Origin of the sequence: Flavobacterium sp. (genome assembly GCF_965277525.1) — a bacterium.
Taxonomy (GTDB): domain Bacteria; phylum Bacteroidota; class Bacteroidia; order Flavobacteriales; family Flavobacteriaceae; genus Flavobacterium.
On the sequence record NZ_CBDIDC010000005.1, the window covers coordinates 358497 to 375262 of the forward strand.

Genomic DNA, 16766 nt, shown 5'->3' on the forward strand with positions numbered 1-16766 from the left:
CTTAGTCGTCTTTTATGCTCTAAATTCAAAGGCCTTAAAAGTTTTGAAAACCTTGCAGGACAATTGAAATTAATTTGTTGTTATTTCAGAAGAAAATCCTTTTTTTGATTCGCAATTTGAATGGTAAAGGTTCCTTTTTCAGCAATCCATTTCAAATCTTCATTTACAAATTGTAAGTCTTTTTGATTTAAAATAAATTTTACAGTTTTAGTTTCACCCGGATTCAAACTTATTTTTTCAAATCTTTTTAATGCTTTTACTTCTGGTGTAATACTTGCTACATTGTCTGACAAATACAATAAAACAGCCTCTTTTCCTGCTTTTGCTCCCGAATTTGTAACCTCTACTGAAACATTTAGATCCTCTGTAGTATTGATTTCAGATTTGTCAATTTTTAAATTTGAATAGTTAAAAGTAGTGTACGATAATCCTGTTCCAAACTCAAATTGAGGTGAATAACTTTTCTCGTATTTTGCATCGTTATTTTGCTCATTTTCAGAGATACTTTCGGTATATTTTCTATTGTATTTTTCTAATGAATTAGGATATTTTGGATAATTGTACGGCAATCTTCCACTTGGGTTTACCTCTCCGTATAAAATATCGACCAATGCTCTTGCTCCTTCATTTCCCGGAAGGTAACACTGAATAACGGCACTCATTTTATCTTCAAAATCACTAATTAATCTTGGTCTTCCTTCATTTAAAACCAAAATTATCGGCTTATTTAATTTAGACAAAGCCAGGGCTAATTTTATTTGTGACGGGCTCATATAAAGATTGCTGATATCTCCCGGAGTTTCGGTATAATTTTTCTCTCCTAAACACAACACTATTTTAGATGCTGTTTTGGCTAATGCTACTGCTTTCTGAATTTCGGCATCATCTTCTTTTTCAAGATCAGCTCCTGGTGTATAGAGTACATTTTCTTTTCCTAATTTATTTTGAAAAGCTTCCAGAATTGTGAACTTATCAGCTGCATATGTATCTGAATTTTCACCTTGCCAGGTATACGACCAGCCTCCGTTAAGGTATTTCATGCTATTTGCAGTTGCGCCAGTAATCAGGATTTTTTCGTTTTTATTTAATGGTAAAACACCTCCATTATTTTTTAATAAAGTAATAGATTCCGCTGCTGTATTATAGGCTTCCTGAACGTGATCAGGCGATCCGAATTTTGGATAATCTTTTAGGTTAGCAACTGAATTTTCAAACAAATTCAATTCGTATTTCATTCTTAAAATTCGGCTAACAGCATCATCAATTCTAGCGATTGGCACTTCCCCTTTTTTTACTAAATCAATCAGATCTGTATAAAAAGAAAATTCTTCCGGTACCATACTCATATCGATTCCCGCCATAACTGCAATTCTAACCGCATCACGCTTAGACTCTGCCACTTTATGCCTCGTATATAGGTAAATAATGTCTTTCCAGTCTGTCACTACTACTCCTTGAAAATTAAGCTCTTTTTTGAGAATATCAGTGATCAAATGTTTGCTTGCATGCACTGGAGTTCCGTTGATTTCTCCAGAACTTACCATAACACTTTTAGCACCGGCATTTATTGCAGCCTGATAAATCGTTAAATCATACTGTCTTAAAAGTCGTTCCGGAATAATACTTGGTGTTCTGTCTTTTCCTGTAGTGGTACTTCCGTAACCTATGTAATGTTTCATGCAAGAAGCAACGCTGTATTTTGAACCTACATTATTTCCTTCGAAACCATTTACTAAAGCAACGGCCATTCTTGAAGACAAATACGCATCTTCTCCAAATGATTCCCACATTCTTGACCAGGCTGGATTTCTTGGAAAATCTAAATCCGGAGAAAAAACCCAGGGAATAGAAGAAGCTCTTGTTTCGTATGCTGAAATTTCGGCACCACGTTTTACCAAATCAGTATTAAACGTCGCCGCCAAACCTATTTGTTGCGGAAACAAAGTTGCTCCGGCAGTATAACTTGCGCCGTGAATAGCATCAATACCATATAACACCGGAATTTTAAGTCTTGTTTTGTTGGCTTCATTCGATATTGCGGCTAAGGTTTCCTGCCATCTTTTTAATGTGGGAGCACCAGGATTTGGCACATTCAAAATAGAGCCAATATGATAATCCTGAATTCCCTTCTTTAATTTTTCCACATCAAAATAACCCGGTTTTGCAGAATCTTCAAATACCGTAACAGTGATCTGAGTCATCTGCCCTACTTTTTCCTCCAAAGTCATTTTAGACAATAATTCGGCTACTTTAGCATCTATCGCTTTATTACTTTTTATATCCTGGCTCCATGCTGCTCCACAAATTAGTAAAGCGAATACTAGCAACTTCGTGTTTTTCATTTTAAACTTTTAAATTAATATCTCATTAATTAAATCTCTAATATTTCAGCGTTTGCATAGCATGTGCTGGTATAATAATCGTTGTTTTTTGTGTCTTATTTATTAGGTTATAAATCACCTCTTTATCAGAAGAATTCATTACAATCGTAACAATTTTGCCATCTGTATTTTTAAATGAAGTACTTAGCAGTGTTTTATCGCTGCTAGTTGCTTTGATACGTTTCGCATTTGGTCTGATAAATTTTGAAAGATGACCAATATAAAAATACATTGGCGTGTAGATTAATTCATCTTTTGAAGTGTCTGCGTGAATGGGTGCAAAGCAAAAATTCCCCACATGATTTGGACCTCCGTTTTGGTCTAACAGAATATTCCAATCCGTCCAGGCAACAGTACCGTTATTGAAATCATTGATCATGTTAAGTCCGTATCGTTCTGCATTTCCCCAAAACTGAAACTTAGTTGCATCAAATTTTTCGATACAACCTTCTGTAAAAATTAAATTTTTGTTGGGAAAATCTTTATGCACTTCTGCCACAGATTCGAATTTTGGTGTTCCGCCATTCCAGGTTTCATACCAGTGAAATCCAATTCCCCATGCATATTTTGAAACTTCAGGATCAGAGAAAACCAGATTGGCTCTTTTTTCTAACATATCTCCGCGGTTATGATCCCAAATAATTATTTTTTTCGAACCAAGGTTTTCTTTTTCTAAAGTGGGTCCAAGAAAATTTTTCAAAAAATCTCTTTCTGCTTCCGGAGTATAGATACAGGATTCCCATCGTTGTTTTGCCATTGGCTCATTTTGTATGGTTAGTCCCCAAACCGGAATTCCTTCTTTTTCGTAAGCTTTAATAAATTTAGCATAATAATTTGCCCAGGATTGCGCAAATTCAGGCAATAAAACGCCGCCATGTAAAATATCATTATTGTCTTTCATGAAAGCTGGGGGACTCCATGGACTTACAAATAAGGTCAATTTTCCGCCGGCTGTTTCAATTGCTTTTTTCAGTAATGGAATTCTATATTTTCTATCATGATCAATATTGAAGGTTTTTAAATCTTTGTCACCTTCCTGAATGTAGGTGTAACTTTCGCTGCTAAAATCGCAACTATGAATGTTGGTTCTGGCCAGAGAATAACCAATTCCTTTATTTTTATCGTAATAAGCTGTGAGGAATTCTTGCTGATTTTTTGGAGATAATTTAGCAAAAACTTCTGCACTTGCGTCTGTAATTGCACCTCCAATTCCCAGAAAAGTCTGGTCTGTTTTTGTTTCGTCTACAGTAATAGAAACGGTTGAGTTTGTTTGTTGTGAACTTGAGATTAAATCATTTGATAATGACAATCTTAAATTAGTGTTTTCAGCAGTAGTATAAACATTGATTTTTGAATTCGATTTGGATTTAGCAACATTAGATTGCGCTATAGCCTTTGATGAAGAACAACTTAACTGCAGAATTAATATTGGAATTATTAAAATTTTATGGGTTGATTTCATTGTGTTTTTGGGTACTATTTTTTTTAAAAAAATAAGGGCTAAATAAATAGCCCTTAACTACTAACAAAATATTAATAAACTAAGGTTTGTATTGCGTGTGCAGGTATTTTTACTACTGTTTTTTGAGCAGCCACTATCAGATTATAAGTAATTTCATTGTCTGTGTGATTCATGACAACAGTTGACATCTTGCCATCTGTATTCAAAAATGAAGTACTTTGCAAATAGCTTCTGCTAACTGCAGTACTCACACGAACGGCATTTGGTCGGATGAATTTTGAAAAATGTCCAATATAATAATAAGACGGCGTATAGATTAATTCTCCTGTTGTTGTGTCTGCATGTATTGGAGCAAAACAAAAATTACCCACATGATTTGGACCACCATATTGGTCAAGAAGAATGTTCCAATCTGTCCAGCCCACTGTTCCGTTATTAAAATCATTGATCATTGAAGTTCCGTACCTTTCGGCATTTGGCCAAAATTGATATTTCGCAGCATCAAATTTTTCTACACAACCTTCTGTAAACATCAAATTTTTATCAGGATATGCTTCGTAAACTCTCGCAACGTTATCAAACATTGGCTGAGCTCCTGTCCAGGTCTCATACCAGTGAAATCCAATTCCCCAAACATATTTTGAAGCTTCAGGATCAGAGAATATCACATTGGCTCTTTGCACCATCAAGTCACGGTTGTGATCCCAGGCAATAATTTTTATTCTCTCTAAACCTTCTTTTTTAAGTGTTGGTCCCAGGTAGTTTTTCAGAAAATCTCTCTCGTCTTCGGCAGTGTACAAACAAGATTCCCAGGTTTGTGTTGCCATTGGCTCATTTTGTACTGAAGTTCCCCAAATCGGAATCCCTTCTTTTTCATAAGCTTTGATAAATTTGGCATACAAATTGGCCCAGGGCTGATAAAATTCCGGAAGTAGAGTTCCTCCTTTAAGCACATTTTTATTACTCTTCATAAAAGCATTCGGTGACCAGGGAGTCGCATAGGTAACTAGTTTTCCTCCTGCTGTTTTTATTGCTTGCATTATTAACGGAATGCGATATTGTCTGTCATGTTCAATAGAAAATGTTTTTAAATCCTTATCACCTTCTTCTATATAAGAATAACTCGCACTACTAAAATCGGAACTTTGAATTGTTGTTCTTAATAATGTGTAGCCAATTCCTTTTTGGGTATCATAATAAGCATTTAAAAATTCGGCTTGTTTTTCTTTTGAAAGTTTAGCAAAAATTTCGGCACTTGCATCAGTAACAGCACCTCCAATTCCCATAAATGTCTGAAATCTTTTTGATGGTTCCACAAAAACTGAAATTTCAGTTTCGACTGGTTGTTTTGAAGCAGTAAATAATAAATTATCTGTAGGGGTTAACCTTAATTTTGTATGATCAGCAGTGGTATACACTGTGATTTTTTTGTTATTTGTGGTAAATTGTTGCTGTTTCTGATTTTTATGCTGTGAAAAAACAGCTAGAGAAAAACACAAACAAGTAATGATAAAGCCGTTTTTTTTCATTTTATACGTTTTAATAATTAAAACTTTTTTCAAATAATTGATTTAAAAAATAGCCCATAATCCTGGTGAACATGGGCTATTTAAGCAACCAAACTTAACTTAAACTTAAACATATTTTTTAGCACTCATTTTTAGAAAGACTGAGAATTTCTTCTCAGTCTTTCTAGGTATAAGTACTAAATTTTATTCTTCTAGATTATTAATTGTATCCCGGGTTTTGAACTATTTTAGTGTTATTAAATTCACTATAAGGAATTGGAAAAGCTTCATTTTTACCTGCAGCAAATCCTTTGAAAGCTAATTTAGCAGCAGCTTGACCGGTTCTTACCAAATCATACCAACGGTGGCCTTCTCCGGCAAGTTCTAATCTTCTTTCATTTTGAATAGCATCCAAAGAAACCGGAACAGATGTTAATCCTGCTCTTGTTCTTACAGCGTCTAAAAGTGCCTGAGCTCTTGCTCCTGTTCCTCCCAGAGCTTCAGCTTCCAACAAATAGGTATCAGCCAAACGAATGATATATGTATTGATAGAAAAATTCAAGAAAGGATTTGCTGCTTTAATATCAGCATTAACAGGCATATATTTAATAAAATGGTATCCTGTTTCCTGATAACTATCTGTATACGTTATAAGTCTCGTTGGATCAGGTTTGTCGAGTGGAATACTAGTATTACCTCTTAAAGCACCAACATTCATTATAGTAGAAGCGAAACGAGGATCACCTTGCATGGCAGTAGCCAATTGTGTGGTAACAACACAAAAACCCCATCCATTAATATAATCAGGTAACAGTGCTGCAATTCCAGCATCTGTTCTGTGATAATCTCTTATTCCCATCAATTGAGCCGCTACGTTTCCTTCATCATTTCCAGTATTAAAATTACCCCAGTCAGCATTTGATTTATCTGAGTAACTAATTTCGAAAATAGACTCACTATTAAATTTGTTAGCATGATTCCATAAATCTGCAAAATGTGGCATCAATTTGTAACCAAAACTACTTGTGCCTCCTGGTGTTCCATTAACCAGAGCTAATTGTGTCACAGCTTCAGCTTTTTTGTTATCATACAAATAAACTTTACCTAAAAGTGCGGTTGCTGCACCTTTTGTAAAACGTCCTAATTCACTTGTTGGCAATGTGATTGGTAAATCATTGATTGCTTCTGATAAATCTTTTTCGATTTGTGCATACACTAATCCAGGAGCCACTTGCAAGACATTTGGAACTTCACTCGCAGTTAGCGGTACTAATATCAATGGAATGTTCTTGAACATTCTAACAGCATCAAAATAGTAATAAGCTCGTAATGCTTTTACTTCAGCTGTAAATCTTGCCTTCTTAGCAGCATCCATTGGTACATTTGGAAGCTTTTGTAACATGATATTACATCTGAAAATACCCTGATAATAATTACTCCAAAGTTCTGGTGGAATATTAGTAGCAGTTACAGTGTAGTTTGATGCAACCTGAAGACCTGGTTGATCCCCTGATGTCGACCCACCGGCGTAGAAATCATCTGATGCAGAGTTTAAAAACAATAATGGGCTTTGTGGATATGTTCCGGCAAATACACCTATTTTATCATAGGCTGCTACTAAACCTGAATAGGCTTCTGTTTCATTTTTGTAAAAATTATTTTCAAGTACTACTCCATCACCTTTTACGTCTAATTTTTCATCGGTATCGCACGACCCAAGTGTAAGTAACACTCCAAAGGCGATTAATGACTGTTTAAAACTTATAAGTTTCATAATATTTTATTTTTTTAATTAAAATTGCAAATTAACTCCTAACATGTATGATTTAGCCTGAGGATAATACCCTCTGTCAACACCTTGTACATTGTCCTTACCTGCAGTAGTTGTTCCTCCAATTTCCGGATCAAAACCTGAATATTTTGTGATCGTAAACATATTCTCTCCTGTTACATACAATCTTACCTTTTCCAATGAAATGCTTTCTATCCATTCTTTTGGAAATGAATATCCAACCTGAATTGTCTTGAATCTAAAATAATCGCCTTTTTCTAAATTAAAATCAGATGGATTACTAAAGTTTTGATTCGTATCTTGTGTTGTAACTCTTGGATAACTATTAGTTGAACCTGGTCCCGTCCAACGGTTTAAAACACTTGTTTGATAATTTGCATTTACAATATCTAATCTTCTTAAACCTTGATAAATCATATTTCCACCAGCACCTTGACCAAAAACTAATAAGTCAAATCCTTTATAATCTAAGTTAATAGTAAGACCATAAGTGTATTTTGGTAATGAACTTCCAAGAAATTGTCTGTCATTTCCATCGATTTTTCCATCTCCATTTGTATCTATCCAACGGAAATCACCTGGTTTTGCACCTGGCTGAATTACAGTACCACTAGCGTTTTTGTAGTTATCAATATCTGCTTGCGTTTGAAAAATTCCATTTGTTTTAAATCCATAAAATGAGTTGTAAGGATGACCTACTTCTGTTCTATTGATTTCATAAGCAGTCGACTGAACTTTTTCTGATCCAGGAATATAGCTAGTTCCAGGAGCCAGATAAGTAACTTCATTTTCTATATGTGAAAAATTACCATTTACAGAAAGATTTAATGCACCAATTTTTTTACGATATCCTAACTCAATATCAAAACCTTTATTTTGCATACTTGCTAAGTTAGCATAAGAACTTCCAGTGGCTCCAACATAACCAGGATTAGGAACTGGCATAATAATACCCTCTGTTTTTTTGTTGAATAAATCGAAACTTAAATTAAAGTCATGGAATAAGCCCATTTCAAAACCAATGTTTGCTTGTTTTGTTTCTTCCCATTTCAAATCCGGGTTAGGAAGTGCATTTGGACTTTGTCCAGGAGTTGGCTCTCCACCAATGGTATAGTTTCTTTTGTTTCCAATAGTAGAAGCAAATAAAAAGTCTGGAGAAGAATCATTTCCTGTTACTCCGTAACCTCCTCTAATTTTTAAAGTGTTTACTATATCATTTTCTTTCCAGAATTCTTCTTTTGAAGGTACCCATCCTAAAGATGCTGAAGGGAAAGTTCCGTATTTATGATTTTCACCAAATCTGGTAGAACCGTCTCTACGAATAATTCCTGTAAAGATGTATTTTTCTTTGTAATCGTAGTTTAATCTACCAAATAAAGATTCAATTCTATGCTCATATGCTAGAGAATTATATGCATTAGCAATTTTATCAGCAATTGGAACATCAACATTAAATGAAGCTTCAGCATGAGTCGTTGCAGGAACTCCATTGTATGTTATATCATTACCAGAAGTAATATTATCAACATAAGTACCTTTACCGATTAAAACACTAAAACTATGATCTCCAATTTTTTTGGTATAATTCAAAGTATTTTCCCAGTTCCAGCTTAGCGATTTTTGATAAGATCTGAATAATGAATTTTTATCTCTTTTTGTAGCTCCATTTAAGTAGTACACAGGAGTAAAAGTATCTGAACCAAAATAGGCCATTTTACCACCAAAAGCAGATTTAAATTTTAAACCCGGTAAAAGTTCAGCTTCTAAATAAATATTTCCAACAAAATTGTCTGCGAAATTATTATTCCCTAATTGGGTTTGCGTATAAGCCAATGGATTTGTTTCCTCCTGAGTTACATTAGTCGAAATTCCATAGTAATTTCCGTTAGCATCTCTAATTGCATTAGGATTGCTGGCATAAATAGATCCCGGGCCTGTTTTAGTAGGATCAGTTTCAACAACTGGTGTTAGTGGATCTAAATTGATTGCAGAAGATAACGGGCCACCAAACTCGTTATTTGTATTACCAATACCAATCGTTTTTTCGTGTGAGTAACCAAAAGTTTGCCCCACTTTAATATACTTGCCTAATTTGTGCGTTGAGTTTAATCGGAAGTTTTTTCTGTTATAGTCAGAAATATCAGTCGTAACAATACCTTCCTGGTCTAATAAACCGAAAGACATATAAAATGTTGAAACATCATTACCACCGTTTAAACTAAATTCATGAGAAGATCGTTGTGCGTGATTATTAAAAATAGCATCTTGCCAGTTAGTACCTTGTCCGTAATTTATTGGATTACCGTTAGCATCTTTTGTTGCAAATTTTTCACCAACTCCACCACCATTTTTGAAAGCTTCATTCATAATAGTTACATATTGAGAAGAATCTAACAAATCAAGTTTTTTAGCCGCTTGAGAGATTCCGGCATAACCAGTATAACTAACAGATATCTTACCGGCTTTACCTTTTTTAGTCGTAACCAAAATAACCCCGGCAGCAGCACGAGAACCGTATATTGCTCCCGAAGCACCATCTTTTAATACCTCAATAGACTCAATATCGGATTGATTTAAATATCCAATCCCACCATTATCTACGATAACTCCATCAACTACCCATAAAGGATCATTATTATTCAAAGTAGTAAAACCACGAATACGGATTGTAGAAGCTGATCCTGGTTGTCCCGCATTTGCAGCAATAGAAACCCCCGAAACTCTACCTTGTAATGATTGCTCAATTCTTGTAACCGGAAGATTCTCTAAATCCTTCGCTTTTACACTTGAGATAGAACCTGTTACAACACTTTTCTTTTGTGTTCCATATCCTACTACTACAACCTCATTTAATGATTGTGATTCAGGGCGTAATTTAATTTCAAGTTTTGTTCTTCCGTTTACTGCTTCCTGAACAGTTAAGTATCCAACAAAACTAATAGATAAAGTTCCGTTTGAAGGAACAGTAATTTGAAATTTTCCATCAAAGTCAGAAGCTGTCGCTTTACTTGTTCCCTTAATTAAAATTGTTGCCCCAGGGACGGGTAATCCACTTTCATCATTAATAGTTCCGTTTACCGTAACATCTTGAGCCATTGCGATAACTGAAAACAATAGAGACGAAATACAAAAAATAAGTAATTTTGTTAATTTCATTTTTCTAAAAATTTTGGTTAATTAATTAGTAATTTGATGCAATAATAAAGTTAAATTTTTACTATTTACAATAAAAATTCATTACAAAAACACATCAAACCTTATTTTAATACTTTACAAAAACACATCAAATTATTTTTAAAATATTAAATAACAATGTTTTACAAAAAATAATATATTGTTATAAAAATGTTAAGTAAAAAAATAAACACTACATTTATAATATTATTATATTTTAATCAATTATTCAAAATAATCATACTAAAATATATCATTATAAATAATTGATTAAAAATTAAATCACTTTATAAAACATTTCTAATAAAAATACATTATAAATTTTATGAAATTCATAAATACATTTTCATTATCAATCATATTTATTTTCTTACAAATATCTATTTCGGCTCAAGTTAAGGATATAGGATTGCCGGATATTCAGAATTTCAAAAGAGCAGATTATAGGGGGGGCACCCAAAATTGGAGTATCGACCAGGATAAAAAAGGTAATATGTACTTCGCCAATAATAATGGTCTCATACAATTTGATGGCTCTAGCTGGCATAAATATTCATTGCCAACCCAAAACGAAATTAGAAGTTTAAAAATCGATTCTTCGGGGAAAATTTTTGTGGGAGGGAACAATGAATTTGGGTATTTTCAAAATGATGCTAAGGGTAATTTAAAATATCATTCACTTTCTGATCTGGTAGATGAAAAAGATAAGCAAAACATAAACTTAATATGGAGAATACATATATTCAATGGCGAAGTAATTTTCCAATCTTTTACAAAAGTCTTTTTCCTGAAAAATAATAAGCTACGATTTATAAATGCCCCCTCAAAATTTCAATTTTCCTTTTTAGTAAATAACCACCTTTACTTTCAGGATAAATCACTGGGAATTCTGGAATACAAAAACAAAATACTAAACCAGATACAAGGAACAACTGTATTTAATGACAAAGAAATTTGGTCTGTATTTCCCCTACCAAACAATAAAATGTTATTTGCTACCTTAGAAAAGGGTTTATTTATATCTGACGGGAGATCTGTAAAACCTTGGGAAACGGAAGCAAATACTTTTATCAAGAAGAACACATCACTTGGTGGATCTATAATAAAAGGTAAGTTTATTGTTCTGAATTCAGTCTTAGACGGAGTTATTATTTGTGATCTCAACGGCAAAATAATTCAACATCTAAACCGTCAAAAAGGTCTTCAAAACAACACGATATTAACATCTTTTATTGACAACAAAAACAATATCTGGCTAGGCCTTGACAACGGAATAACTTTTATCAATGAAAACTCGCCCTTCTCCTATTTTGACTACAGTTATAATATAGGAACCGTTTATGCTTCAGCCGTTTTTAACGAAAACCTGTATGTTGCTACAAATCAAGGGTTATTTTATCATTCCTGGACCAATCCTTTTAAAGACAGTCCATTTACAAGAGTAGAAGGAACTATTTCGCAGGCATGGAATATCCAGGTTATAGATAATACTCTTCTTTGCGCCAGCAATAGCGGAGCCCTTGTTATTGATCATAATAAAGTATCTCAAAAATTGGACACAAGAGGGTATTTTGGATTCAAGAAAATACCCAATCAGGAAAATTACATTATAGGAGAAAGTTATAATGGATTTAGTATTTTTAAAAAATCAGCTGCCGGATTTGAATATTCACATCAGGTAGAAGGATTTGAAGAAACAACAAATACTTTTTCTATCGAGTTAGACGAAAATTATTTATGGCTTAAGAAAGATTCTTATTTGTACCAAATGAAATTATCCGGAGATTTGAAAAAGTTTGATTATATCAAAAAACATAAAAAGATTTCTTCAACCTATACTGGAATAGGAAGCCTGCAAAATATAAACAACAAGGTTTATTTTCAAACAAAAAATCATTTTTACAGGTTTTCTAAGGAACAGGAAACATTTTTTGAAGACAAGAAAATAACCGCTCTCTTTAATGGAACGCCACCTATAAATACATTAATCGAGGATTCACAAGGAAACTTATGGTATGCATTCAATGAATCTCTGGGTGTACTTTCAAAGAATCCAAATGGAACTTTCACGAAGAAACAGGCTCCTTTCTCTAATTTATCGGGTAATTTAGTAAATAACTACATCTCCGTTAACGCTATAGATCCGAAAAACATCTTTATAGGATTAACAGATGGATTGACTCATTACGACTCTAAGATTCCGAATACCTTTATAACAAAACCTAAAGTATTCATAGAAAGTTTTTCTTTCCCCGGAGACACTATCTTAACAGGTAACATTTCTAACAATCATCAGGCTTATACAGTTCCTTACAGCTCGAATCATGTGAAATTTACATTTTCATCACCTACTTACGAAAACCAGGAAAACGTAACTTACTCTTATAAATTAGAACCTTTTGAGGAGAATTGGCGCAGCTGGTCCTCTCTTTCGATAAAAGAATATACAAACCTGCGAGAAGGTACTTATATAATGAAACTGAAAGCAAAAAACAGTTATGGAATAGAATCTGACATCTCGGAAATTACATTTACAGTTTCCCCTCCCTGGTACAGACACTTTTTAGCATACCTTATATATTTTATTTTCCTGCTTACTGCTGTATACATTATTTCTAACCGAATTAAATTAAAAATCAGAAGAAACAGATACTACGAAACGATTGAACAGAGAAGGCTCTACCTTGAAAAAGAATCAAAAATCAGACATGAACAGCATGAGCTTGAAAAAGAAATTGAAAAACTGAAAAGTGACAAACTACAAATAAAAATTCTGGCGAAAGACAAAGAATTAGTAAACAACTCTTTACAAGTAGTAAAGAAAAACAAAATATTAAATGGAATCATTTACAAGTTAAAAGATATTGACACCAATATTCTGGACGACTCTACAAAATTTGAATTTAACAAATTACACAAAAGCATTGTAAAAGAAGTCAATACAGATAAAAGCTGGAAAGATCTGGAAAAACACATCAAAAATGTACATTTTGAATTTTTGAAAAGATTAAAAGAAAAATATCCCACAATTTCACCCCGCGAACTCGATCTGTCTACTTATTTATTAATGAATATGTCTACAAAAGAAATAGCCGAAATTATGAATATATCTACGGGAGGTGTTGAATTAGCACGTTATCGATTACGAAAAAAACTGGGTTTAAATAAAAAAGAAAACCTAATTGGTTTCTTAATGAGCATTTAAAACATAAAAGCCATTCGTTACAGCGAATGGCTTTTCTATTATTTAATATATTCTAAAGTGCGTTCAAGCGCCATTCCTCTGGAACCTTTTATCAGAATTGTATTTTCAGCAAAACTAATTGTTTGAACATACGTTACAAAAGAATCGAACGTCTCAAAGAACTGAATAGTATCTCTTTCAATCTTATTTTCGTAAAATGATTTTCCGATCAAATAACAAACAGACTTGTTCTGATCTGACAAAGAATCAACAATTAATTTATGCTCTTGCAGACTTTCATCCCCCAATTCAAACATATCACCTAAAATCATTATTTTGTTATGGCTTTCCAATTGTAAAAAATTAGCAATTGCAACCGCCATACTACTCGGATTTGCATTGTAAGCATCCAGTATAATCTGATTAGAACCAATTCTTAACAATTGCGATCTGTTATTCTCCGGTATGTAGTTTTCAATAGCATCTTTGATGTCGTTTGCATCAACCTCAAAATAATACCCCATCGCTACTGCCGCATTGATATTATTCGCATTATAAAGACCTATCAAATGCGATTCTATGCTGAAATCATCATACGTTATAACAACAAATGGATTTGCTTTAATATCATTGATATTTAGATCTACCGCCTTATTATTTAGTCCAAAAGTAAAAGATTTAATTCCTGCAGATTTTTCAACCTGGATAGGATCTTCCAAATTTACAAAAGTCAGCTTATCGTTTTTAGCCAGATATTTATACATCTCACTTTTACCTTCGATAACACCTTCAACACCGCCAAAACCTTCTAAATGGGCTTTACCAAAATTGGTTATATAACCGTAATCCGGTTGGGCAATTTCACATAAAAACTCAATTTCTTTCTTATGATTTGCTCCCATTTCAACGATACCAATTTGTGTTTCTTTTGTAAAAGACAACAAAGTCAAAGGAACTCCAATATGATTGTTTAAATTACCAACTGTCGCTTTAGCTTTGTATTTCTTAGCAATAACTACATTAATAAGCTCTTTAGTGGTTGTTTTACCGTTACTTCCTGTAAGGGCTATTATAGGCAATTTCAAATAAGAACGATGAAATTTCGCGAGTTCCTGCAAGGTTTCTAAACTATTTTCAACAAGTATAGTTCTTTCATCAATGACATAAGATGCGTTATCAATTATAACAAATAAAGCTCCCAATTCCAGTGCCGTAGCAGCGAAAGTATTAGCATCAAAATTTTCGCCTTTTATGGCAAAAAACATAGAATCCTTTTCAATTTTTCTTGTATCGATTGAAACTGATTTACATTGCAAAAACAAATTATGAATGTCCTGAATATTCATTTAAAAAAATATTTAGATATTATATAAAAACAACCCATAAAAAAAATCCAAATTCCAAAAGCTGAATATTTTCAGTATGGAATTTGGATTTTTTTATTAAGTCTTTTAGAATTTAGTTTCTAGGTGATCTTCTTTTTTCAGTTTTAGCACCTACTCTTGACATCGCACATCTAAACCCGATGTAATCAGTTGCCATATCCTGAGGGAAATATCTTCTTTGAGCCGGATCTAACCAGTAAGCTCTGTCTCTCCACGATCCACCTTTATAAACTCTTACATTATCATCGATAAGTGTAGTACGTTTACTAGTGTTATCATATTTTCTAACCATCTGACCTAAACTGTCTGTTGTTACATTATGTTTAGGAGAGTTGTACATGGCCTGATCTGTTTTAGCACTAGCCTCAGAATCTCCAAAATCAAAATATTTAGATGACTGTTTATCACCATCTCTATAGTTGATATTGTCACTTGTACTAAAATTTTGTCTCAGGTAAGTTTCATTTTCATCCACTGGAACCTGAGCAATTTCTCCCGGTAAATTTGTCGCAACTTTTTTACCGTTGCTTAAAGTTTTGTATTGAATATTATCTTTAGTGATAATTTCAATTTTACCATCTTTTCCAATTTTGTTTTTAGCATATTGATTTCCTCTAAAGTAGTTAAAATCATTAGCTTCATTATCAATAATAGGTCTGTAAACATCGGCAACCCATTCGGCTACGTTTCCAGCCATATCGTATAATCCAAAATCATTAGGAGAATAGCTTTTTACAGCATTAGTAATATCTGCACCATCATCAGACCAACCTGCAATTCCACCGTAATCACCGTTTCCTTGTTTAAAGTTAGCCAATTGGTCTCCTTTGTTTTTACGTTTCCCTGAACGAGTATAATCTCCGGACCAAGGATATTTCTTTTGTCCTTTTATGATGTTGTATTCTCTTTGTCCAACATCAGCAGCAGCGGCATATTCCCATTCTGCTTCAGTAGGAAGTCTGTATTCTGGTAAGATAATCCCTGAAGAACGTTGTGCATAAACATTCTTTTCTTCCGGAACTACACCGTCTTTTCCTGCTTTTGGCTTTCTTCCGTTTGGATTTACCTTTAAAACAATCTCTTCATTACCACCATAAGTTGTAGATGGAGATGCCAGGTACGCTTCAGTATTAAATAAACTTTCAGCACTAACATCTTGAGTTTTAGCACCTCTTTTGATATATTTGTTTTTCTCTAAAACTGCTTCGTTTACACGGTCAGTTCTCCATTTACTAAATTCAACAGCCTGAATCCAGTTAACACCAACTACAGGGTAGTTTGCATAAGATGGGTGTCTTAAATAGTTATTGGTCATCGTTTCGTTATATCCTAAACGATTTCTCCATACTAAAGTATCCGGAGATGCTCCTTCGTAAATATTTTTGTAATTTTCTTCTGTTGGAGGAAAAACTTTCTTTAACCATTCCAAATATTCTAAGTACATACCATTGGTAACCTCGGTTTCATCCATATAGAATGACTGAACGTGCTGTTGAGTTGGCGTGTTATTCCAATCGTGCATAACATCATCCTGTACTTTACCCATCGTAAATGTACCTCCCTCAACAAAAACTAAACCAGGGCCTGCCTGCTGTTTTTTTCCTGCATTTCTAGCAGCAGTACCATTCTGACTATCTACATCCCAACCAGTTGCTCTGGATGCATGACTGGAACTCGATTTTTTGCTACAACTAGCCGTGCCCAACATCAATACCATTGACATCATTAATTGCAAGACTACAATTTTGTTTACTTTCATACTCATTCTTAGGTGATAAATTTAGGTGCTGCAATATAATAATTAACATTTAATTAGCAACATCCGGTCTAATAATTTTATTTAGCTGTTTTTTACCAGAAAATAACCTATAGTTACGAAC

Annotated in this window: 8 protein-coding genes; 1 reads left to right on the plus strand and 7 read right to left on the minus strand. The window is 33.6% G+C overall.

Going from position 1 to position 16766, the window contains the following annotated elements:
* Positions 1 to 80: 80 nt before the first annotated feature.
* From ACQY44_RS09960 to ACQY44_RS09980, 5 genes are all read right to left on the minus strand, one after another.
* Complete coding sequence (locus tag ACQY44_RS09960) at positions 81 to 2342, minus strand: glycoside hydrolase family 3 N-terminal domain-containing protein (protein ID WP_428230210.1); 2262 nt, start codon at positions 2340 to 2342, stop codon at positions 81 to 83.
* A gap of 37 nt (positions 2343 to 2379) precedes the next feature.
* The gene (locus ACQY44_RS09965; protein ID WP_428230211.1) at positions 2380 to 3843 is read right to left on the minus strand and encodes a glycoside hydrolase family 30 protein; all 1464 of its coding nucleotides are present in this window, start codon (positions 3841 to 3843) and stop codon (positions 2380 to 2382) included.
* Positions 3844 to 3914: 71 nt separating this feature from the next.
* Entirely contained in the window at positions 3915 to 5372 is a 1458-nt protein-coding gene (locus ACQY44_RS09970; RefSeq protein WP_428230212.1) for a glycoside hydrolase family 30 protein, read from the minus strand.
* A gap of 199 nt (positions 5373 to 5571) precedes the next feature.
* A complete protein-coding gene (locus ACQY44_RS09975) occupies positions 5572 to 7125 on the minus strand; it encodes a RagB/SusD family nutrient uptake outer membrane protein (RefSeq protein WP_428230213.1) in 1554 nt (517 codons plus the stop codon).
* 18 nt (positions 7126 to 7143) lie between these two features.
* Positions 7144 to 10299 carry a SusC/RagA family TonB-linked outer membrane protein gene (locus ACQY44_RS09980; protein ID WP_428230214.1) on the minus strand — a complete coding sequence of 1052 codons (3156 nt, stop codon included), beginning with the start codon at positions 10297 to 10299 and terminating at the stop codon, positions 7144 to 7146.
* A gap of 343 nt (positions 10300 to 10642) precedes the next feature.
* Here ACQY44_RS09980 and ACQY44_RS09985 point away from each other — a divergent pair, with 343 nt between their 5' ends.
* The gene (locus tag ACQY44_RS09985; protein ID WP_428230215.1) at positions 10643 to 13522 is read left to right on the plus strand and encodes a triple tyrosine motif-containing protein; all 2880 of its coding nucleotides are present in this window, start codon (positions 10643 to 10645) and stop codon (positions 13520 to 13522) included.
* A 38-nt stretch (positions 13523 to 13560) separates the two neighbouring features.
* Here the strand turns inward: ACQY44_RS09985 and ACQY44_RS09990 are convergent, their stop codons facing one another.
* Positions 13561 to 14847, minus strand: a complete 1287-nt coding sequence (locus tag ACQY44_RS09990) for a UDP-N-acetylmuramoyl-tripeptide--D-alanyl-D-alanine ligase (protein WP_428230216.1) — start codon at positions 14845 to 14847, stop codon at positions 13561 to 13563.
* A 112-nt stretch (positions 14848 to 14959) separates the two neighbouring features.
* Positions 14960 to 16645: a gliding motility lipoprotein GldJ gene (gene gldJ / locus ACQY44_RS09995; protein ID WP_428231191.1), complete on the minus strand. Its 1686-nt coding sequence runs from the start codon at positions 16643 to 16645 to the stop codon at positions 14960 to 14962.
* Positions 16646 to 16766: the final 121 nt, after the last annotated feature.

Coding starts and splice junctions, on each gene's coding strand:
- ACQY44_RS09960 (WP_428230210.1), bottom strand. CDS start 2,342: ATGAAAAACACGAAGTTGCTAGTATTCGCTTTACTAATTTGTGGAGCA.
- ACQY44_RS09965 (WP_428230211.1), bottom strand. CDS start 3,843: ATGAAATCAACCCATAAAATTTTAATAATTCCAATATTAATTCTGCAG.
- ACQY44_RS09970 (WP_428230212.1), bottom strand. CDS start 5,372: ATGAAAAAAAACGGCTTTATCATTACTTGTTTGTGTTTTTCTCTAGCT.
- ACQY44_RS09975 (WP_428230213.1), bottom strand. CDS start 7,125: ATGAAACTTATAAGTTTTAAACAGTCATTAATCGCCTTTGGAGTGTTA.
- ACQY44_RS09980 (WP_428230214.1), bottom strand. CDS start 10,299: ATGAAATTAACAAAATTACTTATTTTTTGTATTTCGTCTCTATTGTTT.
- ACQY44_RS09985 (WP_428230215.1), top strand. CDS start 10,643: ATGAAATTCATAAATACATTTTCATTATCAATCATATTTATTTTCTTA.
- ACQY44_RS09990 (WP_428230216.1), bottom strand. CDS start 14,847: ATGAATATTCAGGACATTCATAATTTGTTTTTGCAATGTAAATCAGTT.
- gldJ (WP_428231191.1), bottom strand. CDS start 16,645: ATGAAAGTAAACAAAATTGTAGTCTTGCAATTAATGATGTCAATGGTA.